This is a genomic window from Celeribacter sp. (genome assembly GCF_048270365.1).
Taxonomy (GTDB): domain Bacteria; phylum Pseudomonadota; class Alphaproteobacteria; order Rhodobacterales; family Rhodobacteraceae; genus Celeribacter.
In genome coordinates this window covers 15,258-36,016 of record NZ_JBLWTA010000020.1, presented here as the reverse complement: position 1 = coordinate 36,016, position 20,759 = coordinate 15,258, and the positions used below count along the sequence as shown (strand labels likewise).

Annotated in this window: 20 protein-coding genes and 1 pseudogene; 8 read left to right on the top strand and 13 right to left on the bottom strand. The window is 58.9% G+C overall.

The window, feature by feature from the left end:
* The first annotated feature begins 62 nt into the window (after positions 1-62).
* From ACN0X0_RS19015 to ACN0X0_RS19005, 3 genes are all read left to right on the top strand, one after another.
* Complete coding sequence (locus ACN0X0_RS19015) at positions 63-1,175, top strand: flagellar motor switch protein FliG (protein WP_417280464.1); 1,113 nt, start codon at positions 63-65, stop codon at positions 1,173-1,175.
* A 105-nt stretch (positions 1,176-1,280) separates the two neighbouring features.
* A complete protein-coding gene (locus ACN0X0_RS19010) occupies positions 1,281-2,186 on the top strand; it encodes a DMT family transporter (protein WP_417280463.1) in 906 nt (301 codons plus the stop codon).
* Entirely contained in the window at positions 2,183-3,115 is a 933-nt protein-coding gene (locus tag ACN0X0_RS19005; RefSeq protein ID WP_417280462.1) for a lysophospholipid acyltransferase family protein, read from the top strand. Before ACN0X0_RS19010 ends, ACN0X0_RS19005 begins: the two co-directional genes overlap by 4 nt.
* Here ACN0X0_RS19005 and ACN0X0_RS19000 read toward each other — a convergent pair.
* From ACN0X0_RS19000 to ACN0X0_RS18990, 3 genes are all read right to left on the bottom strand, one after another.
* The gene (locus ACN0X0_RS19000; protein ID WP_417280461.1) at positions 3,112-3,792 is read right to left on the bottom strand and encodes a hypothetical protein; all 681 of its coding nucleotides are present in this window, start codon (positions 3,790-3,792) and stop codon (positions 3,112-3,114) included. The genes ACN0X0_RS19005 and ACN0X0_RS19000 overlap by 4 nt on opposite strands.
* Positions 3,793-3,855: 63 nt before the next feature.
* Positions 3,856-4,638, bottom strand: coding sequence for a DUF1223 domain-containing protein (locus ACN0X0_RS18995; RefSeq protein WP_417280477.1), 783 nt, complete (start codon positions 4,636-4,638; stop codon positions 3,856-3,858).
* A 204-nt stretch (positions 4,639-4,842) separates the two neighbouring features.
* Entirely contained in the window at positions 4,843-7,632 is a 2,790-nt protein-coding gene (locus ACN0X0_RS18990; protein WP_417280460.1) for a bifunctional aconitate hydratase 2/2-methylisocitrate dehydratase, read from the bottom strand.
* A gap of 335 nt (positions 7,633-7,967) precedes the next feature.
* Here ACN0X0_RS18990 and acnA point away from each other — a divergent pair, with 335 nt between their 5' ends.
* Positions 7,968-10,715 carry an aconitate hydratase AcnA gene (gene acnA, locus ACN0X0_RS18985; RefSeq protein WP_417280459.1) on the top strand — a complete coding sequence of 916 codons (2,748 nt, stop codon included), beginning with the start codon at positions 7,968-7,970 and terminating at the stop codon, positions 10,713-10,715.
* Between the two features lie 165 nt (positions 10,716-10,880).
* Here the strand turns inward: acnA and ACN0X0_RS18980 are convergent, their stop codons facing one another.
* Positions 10,881-12,494, bottom strand: coding sequence for a hypothetical protein (locus ACN0X0_RS18980; RefSeq protein WP_417280480.1), 1,614 nt, complete (start codon positions 12,492-12,494; stop codon positions 10,881-10,883).
* A gap of 15 nt (positions 12,495-12,509) precedes the next feature.
* Positions 12,510-12,575: pseudogene (locus ACN0X0_RS18975) on the bottom strand (P-loop NTPase fold protein); the annotation flags it as partial.
* 160 nt (positions 12,576-12,735) lie between these two features.
* On the opposite strand from ACN0X0_RS18975, the gene ACN0X0_RS18970 reads away from it, so the two are divergent.
* The gene (locus ACN0X0_RS18970; protein WP_417280458.1) at positions 12,736-13,446 is read left to right on the top strand and encodes a tetratricopeptide repeat protein; all 711 of its coding nucleotides are present in this window, start codon (positions 12,736-12,738) and stop codon (positions 13,444-13,446) included.
* Here ACN0X0_RS18970 and ACN0X0_RS18965 read toward each other — a convergent pair whose 3' ends face one another.
* From ACN0X0_RS18965 to ACN0X0_RS18955, 3 genes are all read right to left on the bottom strand, one after another.
* Positions 13,447-14,244, bottom strand: coding sequence for a heme-dependent oxidative N-demethylase subunit alpha family protein (locus ACN0X0_RS18965; protein WP_417280457.1), 798 nt, complete (start codon positions 14,242-14,244; stop codon positions 13,447-13,449).
* Between the two features lie 69 nt (positions 14,245-14,313).
* Positions 14,314-14,931 carry a flavin reductase family protein gene (locus tag ACN0X0_RS18960; RefSeq protein ID WP_417280456.1) on the bottom strand — a complete coding sequence of 206 codons (618 nt, stop codon included), beginning with the start codon at positions 14,929-14,931 and terminating at the stop codon, positions 14,314-14,316.
* Between the two features lie 57 nt (positions 14,932-14,988).
* Positions 14,989-15,618 carry a glutathione S-transferase family protein gene (locus tag ACN0X0_RS18955; RefSeq protein ID WP_417280455.1) on the bottom strand — a complete coding sequence of 210 codons (630 nt, stop codon included), beginning with the start codon at positions 15,616-15,618 and terminating at the stop codon, positions 14,989-14,991.
* 105 nt (positions 15,619-15,723) lie between these two features.
* Here ACN0X0_RS18955 and ACN0X0_RS18950 point away from each other — a divergent pair, with 105 nt between their 5' ends.
* The gene (locus ACN0X0_RS18950; RefSeq protein ID WP_417280454.1) at positions 15,724-16,476 is read left to right on the top strand and encodes a helix-turn-helix transcriptional regulator; all 753 of its coding nucleotides are present in this window, start codon (positions 15,724-15,726) and stop codon (positions 16,474-16,476) included.
* Here ACN0X0_RS18950 and arsC read toward each other — a convergent pair.
* Positions 16,460-16,801, bottom strand: a complete 342-nt coding sequence (gene arsC / locus ACN0X0_RS18945; RefSeq protein ID WP_417280453.1) for an arsenate reductase (glutaredoxin) — start codon at positions 16,799-16,801, stop codon at positions 16,460-16,462. The two genes, ACN0X0_RS18950 and arsC, sit on opposite strands and share 17 nt — an antisense overlap.
* A 378-nt stretch (positions 16,802-17,179) precedes the next feature.
* On the opposite strand from arsC, the gene ACN0X0_RS18940 reads away from it, so the two are divergent.
* A complete protein-coding gene (locus ACN0X0_RS18940; RefSeq protein WP_417280452.1) occupies positions 17,180-18,457 on the top strand; it encodes an O-acetylhomoserine aminocarboxypropyltransferase/cysteine synthase family protein in 1,278 nt (425 codons plus the stop codon).
* Between the two features lie 59 nt (positions 18,458-18,516).
* Here ACN0X0_RS18940 and ACN0X0_RS18935 read toward each other — a convergent pair whose 3' ends face one another.
* A complete protein-coding gene (locus ACN0X0_RS18935) occupies positions 18,517-19,023 on the bottom strand; it encodes a hypothetical protein (protein ID WP_417280451.1) in 507 nt (168 codons plus the stop codon).
* Between the two features lie 90 nt (positions 19,024-19,113).
* On the opposite strand from ACN0X0_RS18935, the gene ACN0X0_RS18930 reads away from it, so the two are divergent.
* The gene (locus ACN0X0_RS18930) at positions 19,114-19,239 is read left to right on the top strand and encodes a hypothetical protein (protein WP_417264261.1); all 126 of its coding nucleotides are present in this window, start codon (positions 19,114-19,116) and stop codon (positions 19,237-19,239) included.
* Between the two features lie 58 nt (positions 19,240-19,297).
* Here ACN0X0_RS18930 and ACN0X0_RS18925 read toward each other — a convergent pair whose 3' ends face one another.
* Genes ACN0X0_RS18925 through ACN0X0_RS18915 form a run of 3 tightly spaced genes read right to left on the bottom strand, consistent with a single transcriptional unit; the run spans position 19,298 to position 20,724 of the window.
* Positions 19,298-19,837, bottom strand: a complete 540-nt coding sequence (locus tag ACN0X0_RS18925; protein WP_417280450.1) for a DsbE family thiol:disulfide interchange protein — start codon at positions 19,835-19,837, stop codon at positions 19,298-19,300.
* On the bottom strand, positions 19,830-19,982 hold the full coding sequence (gene ccmD / locus ACN0X0_RS18920; protein ID WP_417280449.1) for a heme exporter protein CcmD: 153 nt from the start codon (positions 19,980-19,982) through the stop codon (positions 19,830-19,832). The genes ACN0X0_RS18925 and ccmD overlap by 8 nt, the downstream gene beginning before the upstream one ends.
* Positions 19,975-20,724, bottom strand: coding sequence for a heme ABC transporter permease (locus ACN0X0_RS18915; protein ID WP_417280448.1), 750 nt, complete (start codon positions 20,722-20,724; stop codon positions 19,975-19,977). Before ACN0X0_RS18915 ends, ccmD begins: the two co-directional genes overlap by 8 nt.
* Positions 20,725-20,759 lie beyond the last annotated feature (35 nt).

Genomic DNA, 20,759 nt, shown 5'->3' with positions numbered 1-20,759 from the left:
AAGGCTCATCCTCCATGGTGATCCCAACAAAAGTGAATCGCTAAAATGGCTGTGAGGCGCGCGTGGACGGATTGCCGCAAATCTCTGACGATATGGGGTCCCTGCCCGATTTGGGAGGCATGGGAAACATGGGGGACTTTGGTGGGGGCTTTGACCTGCCACCGCCCGTGTCGCGCATGCCCGCCCGCCTGTCGAAAAAGGCCAAGGCCGCGATCATCGTCAAACTTCTTGCTTCACAAGAGGTCAAACTGCCGCTCGCAACCTTCCCCGAGGAGATGCAGGTTGAGCTGGCGCACCAGCTCACCGATCTGCGCTATATCGACAAAACCACGCTGACCTCGGTCGTCGAGGAATTCCTCGAAGAGCTCGAAGCCATCGGGCTCAGTTTCCCCGGCGGTCTAGAGGGCGCGCTTCATGTGCTCGATGGCACGATCTCGGCCACCACCGCCTCGAAACTGCGCTCGAACGCTGGGTTTTCGCTCACCGGCGACCCGTGGCAACGCATCTCGGATGTCGAAATCGCCCGCCTCCTGCCCATTTTGCAGGAGGAAAGCGTCGAAGTGGGCGCCGTGCTTTTGTCCAAACTCAAGGTCTCGAAAGCCGCGCAGCTCATGTCCATGCTCCCCGGCGAACGCGCCCGGCGTGTGGCCTATGCGATTTCGCTGACCTCCTCGGTCTCGCCAGAGGTGGTGCAGCGTATCGGCATCTCTCTCGCCGCCCAGCTTGACGCACAACCGTCTCAGGCCTTCTCCGACGAGCCGCCCGAACGCGTCGGCGCCATCCTTAACTTCTCCTCGTCGAGCACCCGCGACGGGGTGCTTGAGGGCTTGGATGAAACCGACAAGGACTTCGCAGAACAGGTCCGCAAGAACATCTTCACCTATGCCAATATCGCCACCCGCATCGATGCGCGCGATGTCGCCAAGGTGGTGCGTGGTGTCGAGCAGGATCTGCTGATCAAGGCGCTCGCGGGCGCCACGGGCGAGGCGGCTGCCTCCACCGAGTTCATCCTGTCGAACATGTCCAAACGCATGGCTGACGGTTTGCGCGAAGAAATGGAGAACCTCGGCAAGGTCAAGGAGACGGATGCCGAAGAGGCAATGAATGCCGTCGTCGCCGCGATCCGAGATCTCGAGTCCACCGGCGAAATTTTCCTTTTGACCGGGGACGATTGATCCACAAACACCCGCGCAAGCGTCACTGCAATGCATCCCCCGATGCGAAGCACCTTTGCACCCTCTCGTATGGACAAAGGGAGACGCTCTTCATAGCGTCAACAGATGACCTGGTTTTCCCGCCTGCCCGCCCAGTCGCGCGGCATTCTTTATCTTCTTGTCTCGGTCACGGCCTTTACCGTGATGGATACGACCGCCAAGCTGTTGGGGGAGCGCGTCAGCCTGCCCCAAGTGCTCTGGTCACGATACGCTGGGCAGCTTTTGGTTTTGATTCTGATCTTTGCACCCCGGTTGCGACCGGCGTTGCGCACGGAACACCCTTGGCTTCAGATGCTGCGCGCGGTCATGCTGCTCGGCGCGACCGCATGTTTCTTTGCCGCGCTCCAACATCTCGGGTTGGCCGAAGTGATCGCAATCGCCGAGTTGTCGCCGATGCTAATCACCTTGGGTGCGGCTCTCTTTTTAAGAGAACAGGTCGGCCTGCGCAGGGGGCTTGGCGTTGCCTTTGGCCTGATCGGTGCGCTCATCATCATTCGTCCCGGCTCTGATGTGTTCACCACGGCCTCATTGTTACCTTTGGCCGCGGCAAGCTGCATTGCGACCTATGCCCTGGTGACACGCCATATCGGTCTCAAGGAAAGCCCGATCACCGCCCTGCTCTACTCCGCCCTTTTTTGCACGAGCGTGATGAGTGTGATCGTGCCCTTCCACTGGGTGCGCCCCGACGCCCTTGCAGCAGGTCTGATGCTGGCCATTGGCGCGCTTGGCACCTTGGCACAGCTGACCATGATCCGCGCCTATTCCGTCACCGAAGCCTCCGCCATCGCCCCCATCTCGCACTTCGGGCTCCTTGTCGCCGTCGCTCTGGGCTATGCCGTCTTCGGAAATTTGCCGGATCGCTGGACCGTATTGGGTGGCCTTGTGATCGTGGCCTCCGCGCTCTATGTCTGGCACCGTGAACGCAAGGCTGGCACGGTTCACACCGTGCCCGAAGAGATGGGTCAGCCATGAAAATCAAACGCGGAGAGATCGAGGGAACGCTGGGGCAGTACCTGGGCAATCTCGCGACGCGTGGGCTTTTGGCGCTGGCGCTGACGCTGCCCTACCCGACCCGCGTGCGATTCATGGGGTGGTTCATGTCGCGCGTTTTTGCCCCTTTGGCCGGATATACAACGCGCGTGCGCGAGAACCTGCATCACGTCATGCCCGATCTGCCCGAGGCCGAGGTCAAACGCCTGATGCACGCCGTGCCGGACAACGCCGGGCGCACACTGATCGAGATTTATTCCGGCCCGGAATTCATCGCCAGGATGAAAGACATCCGCTTTGATGGCCCCGGCGCCGAGATTCTGCGTGAAGCGCGGGACACGCGCCGCCCGGTCATTTTGCACACCGGGCATTTCGGCAATTACGACGTGCCGCGCGCCGCCCTCATCGCCCATGGGTATGACGTCGGCTCGCTCTACAATCCGATGAAGAACAAATTCTTCAACGTGCATTACGTGAAAGCCATCGGCACCATCGGCCAGCCCCTGTTTCCGCGTGGACGCAAGGGCTATGCCCAGCTTTTGAAACATCTGAAATCAGGCGGGATGATCGGGTTTCTCTCGGATGTTTATGTCCACCAAGGCGCGATGTTGACGTTTTTCGGCAAACCGGCCCGCACCGCCCTATCAGCGGCAGAGCTGGCGTTGAAATACGACGCGCTTCTGGTGCCGATCTATGGCGTGCGCGAAGAGGACGGGCTGAATTTCCGGGTGCAGGTCGAATCCCCCATTCCATATGGCACGCCGGAAGATATGGCGCAGGCGCTGAACGACAGCCTTGAGGCCATCACGCGCCAGCATATGGAACAATGGTTCTGGATTCACCGCCGCTGGAAACCAGAGCGTTTGGCGAAAGCTCTGGCCAAAGAAGCCGCACAAGATCGCGCCTCTTAAAGCAGCAAATCCGCCACAACCCCCACCGTCACAGCACCGATCGGCTCGCCCGTGGCCGGGTCCACGATGGTGGCCGAGACCTGTGCCTGTGAAATGCCGATCGAGGCATCGAATTCAATCTCGCCAATCTCCATGCCATCCTTTCCTACGCCAAAGGAATTCTGGAACTTGGCCTCATCGCCCTGCCAGTAATCCGAGGTCGCCGCCGCAGCAACGACGTTCAGCCCCTGCGCATCCATGACGAAGATTTCCGCAATCACACCACCGGCGCGGGCGATTTTATGCAGCAAACGCTCCGCCACCGCGCCTTGGACCACGGCATCGACCATGGGATGATCCGTCTCGCCCACCTGCGCGCGCCACTGTTGATCGAGATCGATGATTTCGGCCTCTGTCAGCCCCTGCGTGCGCTCATTTTGCGCGCGAATGGCACCCAGAATAGCCGGCTCCTGCACCAGTTCGGCGATTTCCTCTTCGTAATATGTCCGAAGCACCTGCGCGATCTCCTCCTGGCTGAAAGCCTGACCTTCCGGCTCAGCGGCGACAGCCGACAGGCTCGCTGCTCCGAGCACACCCAATGAGGCACAGAAGGCCCGCAACAGAGAGAGAGCAGATGAAAAGAAACGGCGGGGCATCAGGCGCATATTGGTCTCCAGCAGGGTTGCGGTGTGCAACATCAGGACCTTGTTAGCGGCTAAGCCTTTACGTTGGATTAAATCATATCGCCAAAATGCAAAACGTTACTGCGAGGCGATTTGGCCGATGGGCATATCAGTGCGTACAGCGGCAAGGATCGGACCGGGGCCAGCGGGACTGATCGTTTGCAACAGCACGGCGGCACTTTCAGGCCCTTCGAGGTCCAGTGAGACGGCCAGAGGCTCCTGCCCGCTCCAATCGGCCAGCGGCCGCCATTCGGTGACGATATTGGTGTAATCTACCTCACGGCCTGCGTTCTCACCACGGGTGATCGAGACACGTTCATGCGGATCGAAACGCACGATTTGCAAACGCATATTGGGCGGCAAAGGCCCCATCGGCACGGCGGTGATCCTCAGCGTTTTGCCCGATTGCGCCGCGGAAAGCGCCACAGGTGCTGCCGTTTGGTCATGATGGCGCATGATCAGATCGGCCAAGCGCATGGGTTTGGCACCCACGAGGTGATCCGCGCCCTGCACGATGAGCTGCGGCGTGTAGATCGTGCGTTTGCCCGCGGCATGGGCATAGGCTTTCTGGCGCTTGGTAAATTCGGGCTTAGCGAAATGATCGCGCCAGCCGATGTAATCCCAGTAATCGACATGCAAGGAGAGCGGCAAAACGCCATCGCGCGTCGCGAGTTCGGACATCATCGCATCAGCGGGCGGACAGGAAGAACAGCCCTGAGAGGTGAATAATTCGACCACGATGAGGGGTTTGCTACCGGGCCTCTGGGCGTCTTGCGCAGCGCCCGGAGTGGCAAAGGGAAGCGCGACCGCCAAGGCCAAAGCACCGCCTCGCAGAAGGCGGGCGGGGGAAAAAGGTCTCATCGCTGCAAAAATCTGTCGCATGTCGGCTCCGTCGGTTGCGCAACAGATGTAAGCCGATTGCGCGTTTCAGGCCAATCAAGGAATTGCGAGATGCTGTTACAGGGCGTTGAACGTGCCGTGAGGGCCACAGGCGCATGCCCCATTTTGAACGCAAAAGGGCGACACCTCAGGTGCCGCCCCTTTTGAAGTCTCATCTCTGACGGATCAGAAATGCGCGGATTTCGCGGTTGCCGGAACTTGGAGCGGCGGTGCGAATTTGGTCAGGTCGATGCCTTCCACCGCGTGTTTGTACTCGTCGAGCGTCGGCGTACGACCGAGGATCGCGGAGAGCACCACGACGGGCGTCGAGGCCAACAGGCTTTCGCCTTTCTTCTCGGCACTGTCTTCCACAACGCGGCCCTGGAACAGACGGGTCGAGGTCGCCAGAACCGTGTCGCCTTTGGCGGCTTTTTCCTGGTTGCCCATGCAGAGGTTACAGCCCGGACGTTCGAGATAGAGCGTGTTCTCATACTCGGTGCGCGCGTTGGCTTTCGGGAAGAGATCGTCGAACTCGAAACCAGAGTACTTCTGAAGCACTTCCCAGTCGCCCTCTTCCTTCAACTCATCAATGATGTTGTAGGTCGGTGCAGCCACGACGAGCGGCGCTTTGAATTCGACCTTGCCGGTCTCTTTCTCGAGGTTCTTGAGCATCTGAGCGACGATTTTCATGTCGCCCTTGTGCACCATGCAGGAACCTACAAAGCCCAGATCGACCTTCTTCTCGGCACCGTAATAGGAAACCGGGCGGATGGTGTCGTGGGTGTAGCGCTTGGACACATCGGCGTTGTTCACGTCGGGGTCGGCGATCATCGGCTCGTCGATCAGATCGAGATCGACTTCAACTTCGGCGAAATAGGTCGCGCCCGCATCAGGCGTCAGCGCCGGTTTCGCGCCCGAAGAAATCTCAGCGATGCGCTTGTCGGCTTTGTCGATCAGACCCTGAAGCGTGCCCGCCTCATTCTCCATGCCTTTGTCGATCATCACCTGAATGCGGGATTTCGCCAGTTCCAGAGATCCGATCAGCGTGTCGTCGTTGGAGATACAGATGGAGGCCTTCGCCTTCATCTCAGCGGTCCAGTCGGTGAAGGTGAACGCTTGGTCCGCGAGAAGCGTGCCGATGTGCACTTCGATCACGCGGCCTTGGAAGACGTTGTCACCGCATTGCTTGAGCATCTGCGCTTGGGTCGCATGAACAACATCGCGGAAGTCCATGTAATCCTTCATTTCGCCTTTGAAGGTCACTTTTACGGACTCTGGGATCGGCATGGTTGCCTCACCGGTCGCCAGCGCCAAAGCCACGGTGCCGGAGTCGGCCCCAAAAGCCACGCCTTTGGACATCCGGGTGTGGCTATCGCCGCCCACGATGATGTCCCAATCATCCACGGTGATGTCGTTGAGCACCTTGTGAATCACGTCGGTCATCGCGTGGTAGTGATCTTTCGGGTCCCGCGCGGTGATCAGGCCGAATTTGTTCATGAAGGACATGAGTTTCGGGATGTTGGCCTGTGCCTTTTTGTCCCAAACAGAGGCCGTGTGACAGCCGGACTGATAGGCGCCATCGACGGAGGGCGAAATCACGGTCGCGGCCATGGCTTCAAGCTCTTGCGAGGTCATGAGACCCGTGGTGTCCTGAGAACCAACGATGTTGACCTTTACGCGCACGTCGGAGCCCGCCAAAAGCGGCTCTTTCGCCAGAACGCCCACGGCGTTGCGGTTGAAGATTTTCTCAACAGCGGTGAGGCCCTGCCCCTCTTTGGTGATCTCTTTCGACGGAGCAAACACCAGCGGCGCCTCGACACCGAGGGTTTCGGCGGCGATGGTCTGGAGCTTCTTGCCAAAGACGACGGCGTAGGAGCCACCGGCTTTCATGAACTCGACCTTTTGCGGCGTGAAGGCGGAGGAGACGTCAGCCAGCTCGGTGCCTTCGGCGTCAAAGAGTTTCTTCTCTTTGGTGTTGATGGTCAGAACCTTGCCGGTCTCGACAGAGTAAGTCTGTTCAAGGATCGGGTCGCCATTCTCGTCCAAAACCGGCTTGCCGTCGGCATCGACTTTCTTGACCCAGTTTTTCAGATCAAGCCCGATGCCGCCGGTCACGCCCACGGTGGTCAGGAAGATCGGCGAGATGCCGTTGGTGCCTGCCACGACCGGCGCGATGTTCACAAACGGCACATAGGGAGAGGCTTGCTTGCCGGTCCAGAGTGCCACGTTGTTCACGCCGGACATCCGCGACGATCCCACGCCCATGGTGCCTTTTTCCGCGATCAGCATGACGCGGGCATCGGGGTTGGCTTTTTGCAGCTCTTGAATTTCTGCTTGGGCCTCGGGCGTGATCATGCATTTGCCGTGCAGCTCACGGTCAGAGCGCGAGTGCGCCTGATTGCCCGGGGACAGAAGGTCGGTGGAAATATCACCTTCGGCGGCGATATAGGTGACGACTTTGATCTCTTCTTCAACCTCGGGCAGCTTGGTGAAGAACTCGGCCTTCGCGTAGCTCTCCAAGATCTCTTTCGCGACCGCATTGCCGGCCTCATAGGCGGCTTTCAAACGGTCGGTGTCGGCCTCATAGAGGAAGACCTGCGTCTTGAGCACATCGGCAGCTTTGGTGGCGAGACCCGCGTCATCGCCCAGTGCAATGTCCAAAAGCACCTCAACAGACGGCCCGCCCTTCATATGGGACAAAAGCTCAAAGGCGAAATCCGGGGTGATTTCAGCCACGGCAACCTCGCCCAGCGCGATCTTTTTGAGGAATTTCGCTTTCACCTCGGCGGCGGGCGTGGTGCCCGGCAGGGTGTTGTAGATGAAGAAGTTCAGCGCGTCTTTGCGATACTCGTTGCCCTCGTCTTCGATCAGGGAAATCAGCTCAGCAACCAACGCGCCATCGTCGATGGGCTTCGGGTGCAAGCCTTCGGTTTTGCGCGTTTCGATTTCGGTTAGGTAGTCGGTGTACAAGCTCATGACGGTCCCTACAATTGGTGTGCGAGTTGAGATGCGAGTTGGTGACAAAAACCCGAAAAATCGGGCCGCACAGACTTGCATTTCCCGACTCTCGAATTATTTGTATGCAAAAGTATACGAAGCGTTCCGCACATGCAAGATATGCGAGCGCTCACAGATCAAATCTCTTGTAGCGCCCTGCCATCGGCCCTGTCCATCGAAACAAACCTGTTGCACGCCCCTCTTGCATGCCGTGTCATGGACATGACGTCAGAATGCGCTAAGACTTGAGAGAGCCACGTCAGGTGCAACAGACCGTTGCGCCACGCAGTTTTAGTAAGACCCGGAGGCATCCCATGACTGTTGTTGTCGGTCAAGACACCGCAAAAACCCGCCGCACATTAGAAGTGAACGGCAAATCGCTCGCCTATTATTCCATCCCCGCCGCCGAAGAGGCCGGATTTGGGGCCTTCTCGAAACTCCCCGCCGCACTCAAGGTGGTGTTGGAGAACATGCTGCGGTTCGAGGATGGCGGCTTTTCCGTTTCCACCGATGACATCAAGGCGTTCGGCGAATGGGCCGAAAAAGGCGGTCAGAACCCGCGCGAAATCGCCTATCGCCCGGCCCGCGTGTTGATGCAGGATTTCACCGGCGTCCCCGCCGTCGTGGACCTCGCCGCCATGCGTGACGGGATCAAGGCCTTGGGTGGTGATGCCAAGAAAATCAACCCGCTGGTCCCCGTCGATCTCGTCATCGACCACTCGGTGATGATCGACGAATTCGGCAACCCGCGCGCCTTCCAAATGAACGTCGACCGCGAATATGAGCGCAATATGGAGCGCTATCAGTTCCTGAAATGGGGTCAGACCGCCTTTGAAAACTTCCGCGTCGTGCCGCCGGGCACCGGGATTTGTCACCAGGTGAACCTCGAATACCTCGCGCAGACCGTTTGGACCGACACGGACCCGGACGGCGTGGAAGTCGCCTACCCCGACACGCTCGTTGGCACCGACAGCCACACCACTATGGTCAATGGTGCCGCCGTTCTGGGCTGGGGCGTCGGAGGGATCGAGGCCGAAGCCGCCATGCTCGGCCAACCGATTTCGATGCTGATCCCCGAAGTCGTGGGCTTTAAACTCACCGGCGAGATGGTCGAAGGCACCACGGGGACCGATTTGGTGCTCAAAGTCGTCGAAATGCTGCGTGAACACGGCGTGGTCGGCAAATTCGTCGAATTCTACGGCGACGGTCTCGACAACCTGCCGCTCGCACAACGGGCGACGATTGCCAACATGGCGCCGGAATATGGCGCGACCTGCGGCTTCTTCCCGATTGACGCCGAAACGCTGCGCTATTTGGAGCAAACCGGCCGTGACAAGGACCGCATCGCGCTGGTCGAAGCCTATGCGAAAGAGAACGGCTTCTGGCGCGGGGCGGACTATGATCCGATCTATTCCTCGACGCTCGAACTGGACATGGGCACCATCGTTCCGGCGATCTCCGGCCCGAAACGCCCGCAGGACTATGTGGCGCTGACGCAGGCCGCCTCGGCCTTTGAGAAAGTCGTCGCCGATTACCGTGGCATCGACGTCTCTGACGCTGCCAAGGACATGCTCGAAGAGGGTCCGGCGGCCACGAAATCCGTCGACATCAACAAATCCCAAGCCGTCAAAGGTCAGGATTACGAGCTGCATGACGGCTCCGTCGTGATCGCCTCGATCACGTCCTGTACCAACACCTCGAACCCCTATGTTATGATCGGCGCTGGCCTCGTCGCCCGCAAAGCCCGCGCTTTGGGCCTCAACCGCAAGCCTTGGGTGAAAACCTCGCTCGCGCCCGGCTCTCAGGTGGTGACCGAATATTTGGAGGCCGCGGGCCTGCAAGAGGACCTCGACGCCGTGGGCTTCAACCTCGTGGGCTATGGCTGTACGACCTGTATCGGCAACTCCGGCCCCATCGCGCCCGAGCTGTCCGAGGCCATCGCCGAGGGCGACCTGATCGCCACGTCTGTTCTCTCTGGCAACCGCAACTTCGAGGGCCGGATTTCGCCGGACGTGCGCGCCAACTACCTCGCCTCCCCGCCGCTCGTGGTGGCCTATGCACTGGCGGGCGATATGAACATCGACCTGACCTCTGAGCCTTTGGGGCAGGACAAGGACGGCAATGACGTCTTCCTGAAAGACATCTGGCCGTCGAATGCCGAAATCGCGGAACTGGTTGAGAAAACCGTGACCCGCGCGGCGTTTCAGGCGAAATATGCCGATGTGTTCAAAGGCGACGAGAAATGGCAAGGCGTTGAGGTTTCGGGTGGCGAAACCTACGACTGGCCGCCGGAATCGACCTACATCCAGAACCCGCCGTACTTCCAAGGCATGGGGGCCGAGAAAGGCACGATCCAGAACATCGAAGGCGCGAAAGTCATGCTCATTCTGGGCGATATGGTCACCACCGACCACATCTCTCCGGCTGGCTCGTTCAAGGAATCGACCCCTGCGGGTCAATACCTCACCGAGCGCGGCGTGCCGGTGCGGGAGTTCAACTCCTACGGGTCGCGTCGTGGCAACCACGAGGTGATGATGCGCGGCACATTCGCCAACATCCGCATCAAGAACGAGATGCTGGACGGCGTCGAAGGCGGCTACACCAAAGGCCCGGATGGTGCGCAGACCTCCGTGTTCGAAGCCTCGATGGCCTACCAAGCGGCAGGCACGCCTCTGGTGGTCTTCGGCGGCGAACAATACGGTGCGGGCTCGTCGCGTGACTGGGCCGCGAAAGGCACCGCGCTTTTGGGCGTCAAAGCCGTGATCGCGGAAAGCTTTGAGCGTATCCACCGGTCGAACTTGGTGGGCATGGGCGTTGTTCCGTTCGAATTCACCGGCGGCGATACGCGCAAAACCTTGGGCCTCACGGGCGACGAGACGGTGACGATCTTGGGCCTCGACAGCGTCAAGCCTTTGGAAACATTGGAGTGTGACATCACTTTCGCGGACGGCACCAAGAAAACCATCAAAGTCAAATGCCGCATCGATACGGCGCCGGAGATCGAATACATCGAAAACGGCGGCGTGCTGCACTACGTGCTGCGGAACCTGGCGAAATCGTAAGCGAAAGCCTGATCGCACCTGTTGTGAGATGAGAAAGCCCCGCCAGACCGGCGGGGCTTTTGTTTTGAGTATTTGTGCAACAAAGGAAACGGGTTAGTCGATTTCCGGTGGGGCGAATTTCCAGTAGGTGTCGAAAAAGGCCGCCATTTGTGCGCGCAAGAGAGGCTAAGAAGCGGGAACAAGCCTTTGCATTTTCTCTTTGACCTGATCGGCCCACACCCGCTCTGCATCCCATTCAGCCACGCTGCGGTGACGACTGACGAGATATTCGAAAATATCACCGATTGAGCGAGCACGCCCATTTTCGATATGTCCCACAAGCACCCTCGCAACCTCTTCTGCCGGTAACCGCTCCAGAACGGGAATTCGCTCATAAGACAATGCGCCGTCCCGTGACCAAAAGTGCGCATCGAAAGCCTTCAGATCCTCTTTCAGTTCAGTCATGAGCTGTTCTGCAAAGGCTGCCTGGCTCTCGTCGAAAAGCGCAACCTGAGCCTGCTCCATCGCTTTGATAAGCTCGAACATGTCCGCTTTGGGATCAAAACCGTAGCCGCCAAAATAGAAGCTGCGGCCATGACGTTCCCAACCAAACATCTTGCCATACGCGGCCAAGGGTAACCCTCCTGAGGCTTTAAGTGCACCCACCCGCGCGTGCAACCGTTGCAGGAAATCCTGACGGCTTTCGGTGAGGCCACCACGTTCCTCAATGTGTAAAATCGTCTGAACGATGTGGAGATAGGGCCCCGGTTCGATGGGATCGGTTTCGAAAAGATACACGCGCGCCTCTTCGATCAGCGTCGGCAACGCCTGCCATGAGATATGCCGCCACTCGAAGAGGCGTTTCCATAGGGGATTTTCGTCTTGCTTTGTGAACTGTCCCGTCTGCCTCAAAATTCCATTTAGATTTTCTGACGCGATATGCCCCCTAACGAGAATAGCAACTCCAAGCTCAAGCGTCAGGACAGAACCGCCCAAATCAAAAATATCCGCACCAACGTGTCGTTTGTCCAGTATTTCCAATGCCGTGTCTTCGGGTTCATCCTGTCCTTCGACCTTAGCGGTTGCCTTTGCCCAATTGATCCGATCACGGTTCCGAACATCCTCCTCCGTAATCTCCCCCTTCCCCAGCGCCATGGCGAGCGCCAGGTAGGTGCGGGTGAAGCGCGCCATAGGTTCCTGCGCCTCGAAAAGCGCGTCTTCGATCTGATCCAAGACCTGCGCGCATTCCCGAAGCGCATTGCGCAAGAGGCGCAGGTTGTTGTGCTTGGCCTGTTCGAACACCTCTCGGATCAGATCGTGCTGGGCATCAAGGTAAGTCTGCCCCTTTCCATCCCCAATAAGTTCAATGAAACTCGGCAGCGCCTCGGCGAGGTTCGCTTCGACCCGTAGGGTCCGACCGATAAGCTTTTCCTTTTTCTCAAGAAACGCATCTTTCCACGGATGTTTCTCGGAGTTCACCAAGAGGATCACCCGCTTGTCCTCATGTTCGACGAAATCGTTGATCAGGCCAAACACAAGCTCCGGCTCCATGGCCGTGCGCTCCAGATCGTCAAAGATCAGCGTCTCAGGCAGCGCCTCCATCAGGCGTTCTTCGACGATATCGCGCGCGAGCGTGCCGATATTTCCCACATTGGCTAGTTTTCCGAAGGTATCGCCAAGCCGCGCGCCATTTTCAAAGACACCACTGCCCAGCTTGCCTTTCAACAGGGCGCGGCGAAATCCCGCCGCATCGGCCACGCTGTTCAGCGTCGCATATCGAACAGTCGGATCGGTTTTCACCTTGCAAACGTCTTCGATAAAATGCGTTTTCCCGCTGCCCCATGGCGCATCAATCAAAACCGCATATCCCGGCGCGCGCATTGCCAGTTAGTTTTCAAGCGCCCCCCGCGCTGCCACATTCAAATTCATAGTCTGATCCGTTGAAATTTTGACGTTGTTTAAAGACCTTATATCGCAAGGTGCCAAAAATCATTTGCAACTTGGCCCCGAAAAGAGGCTCATTTCCCAAAAGGAGAACGGCATGCGGTTTGGATTGGTTCTGACAGGTGGGATGATGCTCTGGGCACAGGGGGCGTTTGCGGAATATGGGACCTGCGTCGGGTTAAGCGCCAATCGACAACCGGTTGAGGTCATCGAGGCCTGCACCGCAGCACTTGAGACAGAGCTGTCGGACGATGAGCTGGCCGAAGCGCTGGCCGCCCGCGGGGTGGCATGGCGGCAGTTGGGGGAAAATGACAAATCTCTCCGAGACTTGCGCCGTGCGAAACATCTGGAACCCTCGCACAACACCCAGCGGATGCTGGCCTGGACCTGGCATGAGCTGGGTTATGACAAGACGGCGGAATGGCTTTACACGCGGGTGCTGAAAGAGGCGCCGACGATGCAGGGTTATCTGTCGCGCTGCGTGGTGCGCCAAGAGCTTGGCAAGGATGAATTGGCCGTGGAGGACTGTGGCGCGGCGATGGAGCTCGACAGTGAAAGCGAGGATGTGACCTATTTCTACGCCCGCGCTTTGAACATCGTGGAGCGCCCGCAAGACGCGCTTGTCGTGGCGGAGCGGGGTCTGGAATTTCACGCCAAAACCAGCGCGCGGCTTTATACACAAAAGGCGATTGCGCTGGTTGGACTGCGTCGGATCGATGAGGCTATGGCCACGGCTGAGGCCGCGCAAAAACGCTTTCCCCAGGATGACAGCCTCGCCAAGTTTCTGACGCTCTCAAAGGAGTGGTGATCAATCCGCAAGGCGGATCGGGCGCGCGTCCAAAGCAGCGGCTTGGTCCGGGGTCAGCGCCTCCGGCAACACGACCTGCGTGTGGATCGTAAACACAACGGCACGGGTTTCCGGCAGCCGCACAAGGCTTTGGCGTTCGACCCGGATATAACGCGACTCACGCGTGCCGTGGCGGTAGTCGCCCTCTGACCGCGGATCGCACAGATGCGCATCGGATCGCGAGGCCGTTCCCCGCATCAGCCCCCTGCTCACCTGCACGCCGTTCATCATCCGCTGCACCCGCGCGGCGAGATCGGCGGTGTAGGCCTCGATCGGTTGGTGAATGCGCAGCATCGGCTTCATGAATTTCTCTGGCAGCCGCCAGCCGGAGGGAAAACAGAGCACGCCGCCCGTCAGAACACTCTCCTCCGTCGCGCCGCTCGGGTCGGGCTGCATCAGGCAGATGTCGCATTGCAACAGCCGTCCCATCGTGTGCATCGGCCGGTCGCGATCCATCGGCACGGTGATGCCATCGGGACGCGTGATCTCTGTCTGCGTGACGACAAACCCTAGCCCCGGCAAAAGCCCCAGAAGCATGTCGAGCAATTCCAGAGCCGCCGGGCGCGCGCTGTCATCCAGCGCGATAATCTCCTCCGGCGTCGTGGCAATGAGATGATCGCGCAACGCCATCTGCGCCCCATAAGCCGTGTCCACCTCAAGCCAGTCATCCAGCTCAAAGGGGATCACCCCAGGAAGCCGCGCGGTGCGGGGATCGGCCCAGGGGGCAAAGCTCAGTTTTGTCTGTAGAATCGGCTCCATGACGGCATGCTGCACCGGATTTCCCGGCACCGGAAGGGACCAGATCCGCGCAACCTTGAGACCAGAATCCTAGCCTTTGAAGACCGTCTCAATCGGCGGTGCGCTCAGCACGAATTGATCCTCGGAGCCCACGTAATTGTCGCCATGCAGCCGCGCGATGGGCTGATACACTGCCGGGTTCACATAGCGCCCTTCGGCATCGAGACAGTCGCGCCGCACATGCATCTGCACCACCTCGCCGATCACCAAAACCCGGTTCGGCCAGTCGAGCAGGCGCTCGGTCTTGCACTCAAACACACAGGACGCGCCGGTGATGCGCGGCGCGGAAATCATCGTACAGGCCTCCGTCTCCACCCCCGCCAAAGCCAATTCATCGACACCCGTCGGCACCGCAAGACCGGCAATCAACATGGCGTCCGACAGCGCCTTATCGACCATGTGAATGGCGAACTCGCCGGTGCGGCGAATGTTGGCGGCGGTGTCTTTTTCCTGCTCCGGTTTCGACGCGATGCCCAGAACCAACAGCGGCGGCTCGGACGACATCACATTGAAAAAGCTCATCGGCGCGGCGTTGGCGCTGCCGTCCGGGTTCACCGTCGTCACAAGCGCTATGGGGCGCGGCCCGACGAAATTCGTCAGCAAACGATAGCGGTCGCGGGCGGGAAGCGTGGTGAAATCGAACTGCATCTCATGTCTCTCTGGCGTGGATGCCGCCAGAGAGACACAGGACGGGCAGAAAGTCCATCAGACGGGGACACGCCCCATGTCTTGAAGCGCCTTGGCATCAAAAATCGCCGTTTCTTTCATCACAGGCTCTGCCCCACAGCGCGCCACCCAGTCGCGGATCACGGGGACGTCCGGCGTCGCCTCTGGGAACCACAAAAACGGCGAGGCGATCAACAGATCGGCGGCGCTAAAGTGATCGCCCATGAGAAACTCACGCCCCTCACCAAGCCCTGCCACCAGATAGGCCACCGCTTCCGGCATACCCCTGAACGTGGCCGTCAGCGCCGGGTGCGACAGCCCGGCGATCTGATGCACATAGGCGGGTTCCAACACATTGCCGTACCAGAACAGCCAGCTCAAATAGGCGCCCCGCCCCGGCGCGCCGACAGCGGGCGCCAGATCGGATGGGAAACGGTCGGTCAGATAGAGCATGATCGCATTGCTTTCGCGGATCATCTCGCCGTCTTCCGTGACCAGAAGCGGCACTTTGCCTTCGGGATGCGGGTTGTTCGGATCGCGCGCGCCAGAGCCGTCCTGACGCGGAATATCGGTGAGGCGGATGTCCACTTCCGACATCGCGTCGAGCGCCATCAACAGCGTGACGATCCGCGAGCTGCGCGATTTGGGGGCGTGGTAAAGGGTGAGCATGATCTTTCCTCTCAGGACTTTGCAATTGAGGCGGACCATGGCAGGCTCCTGCTGTCAGAAACCGTCAGTAGGGCTTTGTCATATTCGGATCAAAAAGGAGGCCTCATGGCCAAGTCGGATCGCCTGTTTCGCCTCATGCATCTCATGCGCAGCCTGCGCCCGCCGGTGACGGCGACGCTCTTGGCAAAGGAGCTGGGCGTGTCACAACGCACGCTCTATCGCGACATCGAGGCGCTGCGCTGTGCCGGTGCGCGGATCGAGGGAGAGGCGGGATTTGGCTACACCTTGACCGAGGATTACGCCCTGCCGCCGCAAAGCCTGTCACAGTTGGAAATCGAGGCTCTGGTCTTGGGCCTCTCCGAGGTGCGCCTGCGCGGCGATCCGGCGCTGTCACAGGCCGCAAGCGATGCGCTGAGTAAGATCACCGCCAGTCTACCTGAGACGAAACGCGCACATATCGAACATTCCGTGGGGTTGGTGCATCGGTATCAGCCACAAAAACAGTACGAAGCCGACCTTTCCCTCATTCGCCAGGCCTGTTGGGACGAACGCGCGCTGCGCCTCGAATATTGTGATCGGAAGGGCCGAGAGAGCACCCGCACGATCTGGCCACTGGCTATTGTCTATCTCGATCAGGAGCTGATGCTGCTCGCCCATTGTCGTTTGCGCGGCGCTTTTCGGCAGTTTCTCGTGGGATCGATCCAGTCGCTCACCTTGGGCGACGAATCCTTCCGCCCGCGCCGTGTGCCGATGCTGCGCGACTATATGTCTGAGCTGCGCACACGCTACCAGATCTCCCCCGCCTGCGACGACGGGCGTCGGATCATGGCAGAAGAAGGTCTTACAACACAGACCTGACCGCTTCGGGCGGCCGGCCCAAAGCGACGCCCTTGTCGCTCTCCACAACCGGCCGTTCCATCAAACGCGGATGCACCGCGATGGCATCCAGAATGGCCTCCGGCTCGGAGTTTGCCGTCACGCCAAGCGCCTTGGCCTCATCTTCTTTTGCCCGCAGAAACGCGCTCGCAGGCAGGCCGGAACGCGTCACGAACTCCGCCAGTTTCTCGCGCGACACTGGCGTTTCGAGATAAAGCACGACCTCGGGCGTGATGCCTTCCGCCTCGATCAGCTTTAGCGTCTCGCGCGATTTGGAACAGCGGGGATTGTGGTAAATCGTTGTCATCTCAGGCACCTCTTCGTTGCGCCTAACCTGCGCCTTGGGCGACGCACAGACAACGAGAACAAAGGGGAAACATATTATTTCCCTCTCACGTTGCTCAAGGTGAGTTTTGGTTAACTATTGCCCTTTATCCCTAGAAGCATGAAACAGATCATGTCCCACATCCCGTTGCCGCAAAGCCCGCTCCCCCTGACGGAGCTGATGCTTCTTCTGCCCTTTTTCGCGCTTATGATCCTTGCCGGGTGATCGCAAAATTGCGGCGACTTTGCGGACAGGTAGAGCCGTTGAATCGCGCTCATGATCTTGTTGCACAGACTCCCTGTTGAAAGGACATCCCCCCGAGCGTAATGTCGCAGGGATTTTGCGATTAGGGAGGACAAAATGTCCGATAAAAAACAAGGCTTTGACACGATCCAGGTGCATGCGGGCACAGAACCGGACCCGGCGACCGGCGCGCGTCAGGTGCCGATTTACCAGACCACGGCCTATGTCTTCAAAGACGCGGCCCACGCCGCGCGGCTGTTCGGCCTCGAAGAGGTCGGCTACATCTATTCGCGTCTGACGAACCCGACCGTGGCCGCTTTGCAAAATCGCATGGCCGCCCTCGAAGGTGGGGCTGGTGCCGTGTGCTGCTCCTCTGGTCACGCGGCCCAAATCATGGCGCTTTTCCCGCTCATGGCGCCGGGCAAGAACATTGTCGCCTCGACCCGCCTGTATGGCGGCACGCTGACTCAATTCACCCAGACCTTCAAACGCTTTGGATGGTCCGCAAAATTCGTGGATTTCGACGATTTCGACGCCGTCCGTGCCGCGATCGACGAGAACACCCAAGCGATTTTCTGCGAAAGCCTCGCCAACCCGACGGGCGCGATCATGGACCTCGACGCGTTGGGCGAGATCGCCAACAAGGCGGGCATTCCGCTGATCGTCGACAACACCTCGGCGACGCCTTACCTGTGTAACCCGATCAACCATGGCGCCACTCTGGTGGTGCATTCCACGACGAAATATCTGACCGGCAATGGCACCGTGACCGGCGGCTGCATCGTTGACAGCGGCACCTTCGATTGGTCCGCCTCCGGCAAATTCCCGTCGCTCTCCGAACCCGAACCCGCCTATCATGGCCTTGATTTCCATGAAACTTTCGGCCCGCTCGCCTTTACCTTCCACGGCATCGCCGTGGGGCTGCGTGATCTCGGCATGACGCTGAACCCGCAGGCGGCGCATTACACCTTGATGGGGATCGAAACCCTGTCGCTGCGGATGCAGAAACATGTTCAGAACGCCCGCGAGATCGCGAATTGGCTCGAAGGCGATGATCGGATCGAGGCCGTGACCTACAGCGGCCTGCCCTCGTCGAGCTACTATGATCGCATGACCCGCATCTGCCCGCGCGGCGCCGGTGCGCTCTTCACCGTGGCGCTCAAAGGCGGCTATGACGCCTGTGTCGACACCGTTGCCAAGCTCAAGCTGTTCTCGCATGTGGCGAACCTTGGCGATACCCGCTCGCTGGTCATCCACCCGGCCTCCACGACCCATAGTCAGTTGACGCCGGAAGAACAGGTCAAGGCGGGCGCTGGCCCGAACATCCTGCGCTTGTCCATCGGGATCGAAGATGCCAACGACCTGATCGGCGATCTGGATCAGGCGCTGAGCTGATCCTTCGCAACGACAAAAACGCAAAACCCGCCGTGTTCGGCGGGTTTTCTTTTTGAATTTCAGACCGTCACATAGGCATTTCCGAACAGGTATAGGGAGCCGCAATAGCTGGAGAAGCAAAAAAATAATGCGCTTCCTAAGCGCTGATCCCAATCAGATAAAGCGCCAATAATGACGGCCGCGCCGAAATAAAACACCGGCAGCGTCGCAAGCCCTAGAAGAAAATATCCTGTTACACCGGAGAGAAGTAGGAAAACTGTCGCAATTCCACAGGTTACCGGTAAGCCAAACAGAGAGACGACCGGGGTGAACATCCACAAAAGTAAGGTCATGAGTAGGATTGGTTTGGTGAAAACGAAAAGATTTTTTTCGTGGAGCGCATAAGCACGCTTCGCATAGGCCGCGAATAACACGGTGCCGAACGCTGTCGGAATAGCGCACAACATAGCAATCGGTTTCTGCAAGAACATGCCCGGAGGCGCGAGTGGCGTAGGGATAAACAACACACAGGCAGCCAACAGAAAAGAGAGAACGCCACCATAGATAAAAATCTTTTGTTTGTTCATAAATTACTCAAACGATAATGCGTCCCTATGTGACGCGTATAAAATTATCGGCGCGACAGCCGCCATCCCAGCCAGATAAGGCCAAAAGCGATGAGCAAGGTGATCCAAAACGGCCAAAAGCCAAAGATCATCGTCCTGAACAACTCCGCAGAGCTATGCGAACAACCCGTCGTGTTCATGGCGCATCCCATGGAGATGAGCCAGAAATTGGCATAGCTGCCAAGCGGGATCAGCATCACGCCAAACACCATTAGGACACGACCAAGGCCCCGCCTCATTGCGCCGCTTTCTCAATCTCGGGTTTGATGTATTTTTCCATGATTTCAACCGTGATGGGGCCAGCAAACCGATAGGCGATATGACCTTCGGCATCGAGAACATAGGTCTCAGGCACACCGTAAAGGCCCCATTCAAGTGCTGTGCGTCCGGGTTCATCCTGAGCGACTGCGGTGAAAGGATCTCCAAGTTCATCCAGGAATTTCAAAGCATTCCCCGCCTCATCCTTATAGTTGACGCCATAGATCGTGACGCCCTCCTCGGCTAAGGTTTCGAGTTGCGGATGCTCGGCGCGACAGGGCGCACACCAGGACGCCCAGTAGTTCACCAATTTGACGCCGCCCGTGCGCAACATCTCATCCGAAAGCGGCGCCAATTCCCCCAAGGGCGTGACGGCCTCAATCGACGGCGCCGCGCGCCCGATCTGAGAGCTGGGCAATTGCTGCGCATCCTCGCGCCCCATGCCGAACATGAAAAGCCCGGCAAGACCCGCAAACACAAGAGGCGGCAGAGCAATCATCGGATTGAATTTAGCCATGATGTTTGCGCTCCTCAGCCGCTTTCAAAAGCCGTTTCACCTTGGCCGACCGGATCAGAGATCCCGCAATCAGCCCGGCCAAAAGCAAAAATGTCGCCCCATAGGCCAACAAAACGTCGCCCGCGTATTTCCCGAGATCAGGCATCTTTCACCCTTTCGCGCATCTCAAGCGCGTGCAACCGGCGCGCGCGGATTTCCGTCCGGGTGCGCAGGAGCACCAGCGAGACAAACAGCAAAATGAACCCCGCAATCGCCACGAGCGCAGGATACCAATAGACGTCGGCGACGTTTTCCTCGGCGTCGAGCGACAGGGAGGCACCTTGGTGAAGCCCTTGATTCCAAAAGAGAACCGCATAACGCGAAAGCAGTGCGAAGACGGAGCCGACAAGGCAGAGCACAGAGGTCAGATCTGCCGCGGTGTCCGGGTTATCGATCGCCTCCCAAAGCGCCATATAGCCGATGTAGAACAGCAAAAGGATCAGAAACGAGGTCAGCCGCGGGTCCCATTCCCAATAGGTCCCCCACATCGGTTTGCCCCAGACCGCGCCGGTGATCAGCGCAATCAGCGTCATCGTCATGCCAATCGCGGCGGCGGATTTCGCCGCCAAAGCCGAGACATGGTGCCGCCGCACGATCCAGATGAGAGAGGCCACCAACATCATCGCCCAGATGTTGATCGCCATCATCGCACTTGGCACGTGGATGTAGAAAATCTTGACGGTTGCGCCTTGGCGATAGTCATCGGGCGTGAAGAAAAAGCCCCAAACGAGGCCACTTACGAAAATCACGGCGGCCAGCACCGAAATCACGGGTAAGGCCCGGTCGGTCCAGCGCATGAATTTGCGCGGGTTTGCCCATTCCCAAAAGGCATTCCAATTGATGGCCATTCTCGCTCTCTCCCCAATGGTCCGCACCAGACTAT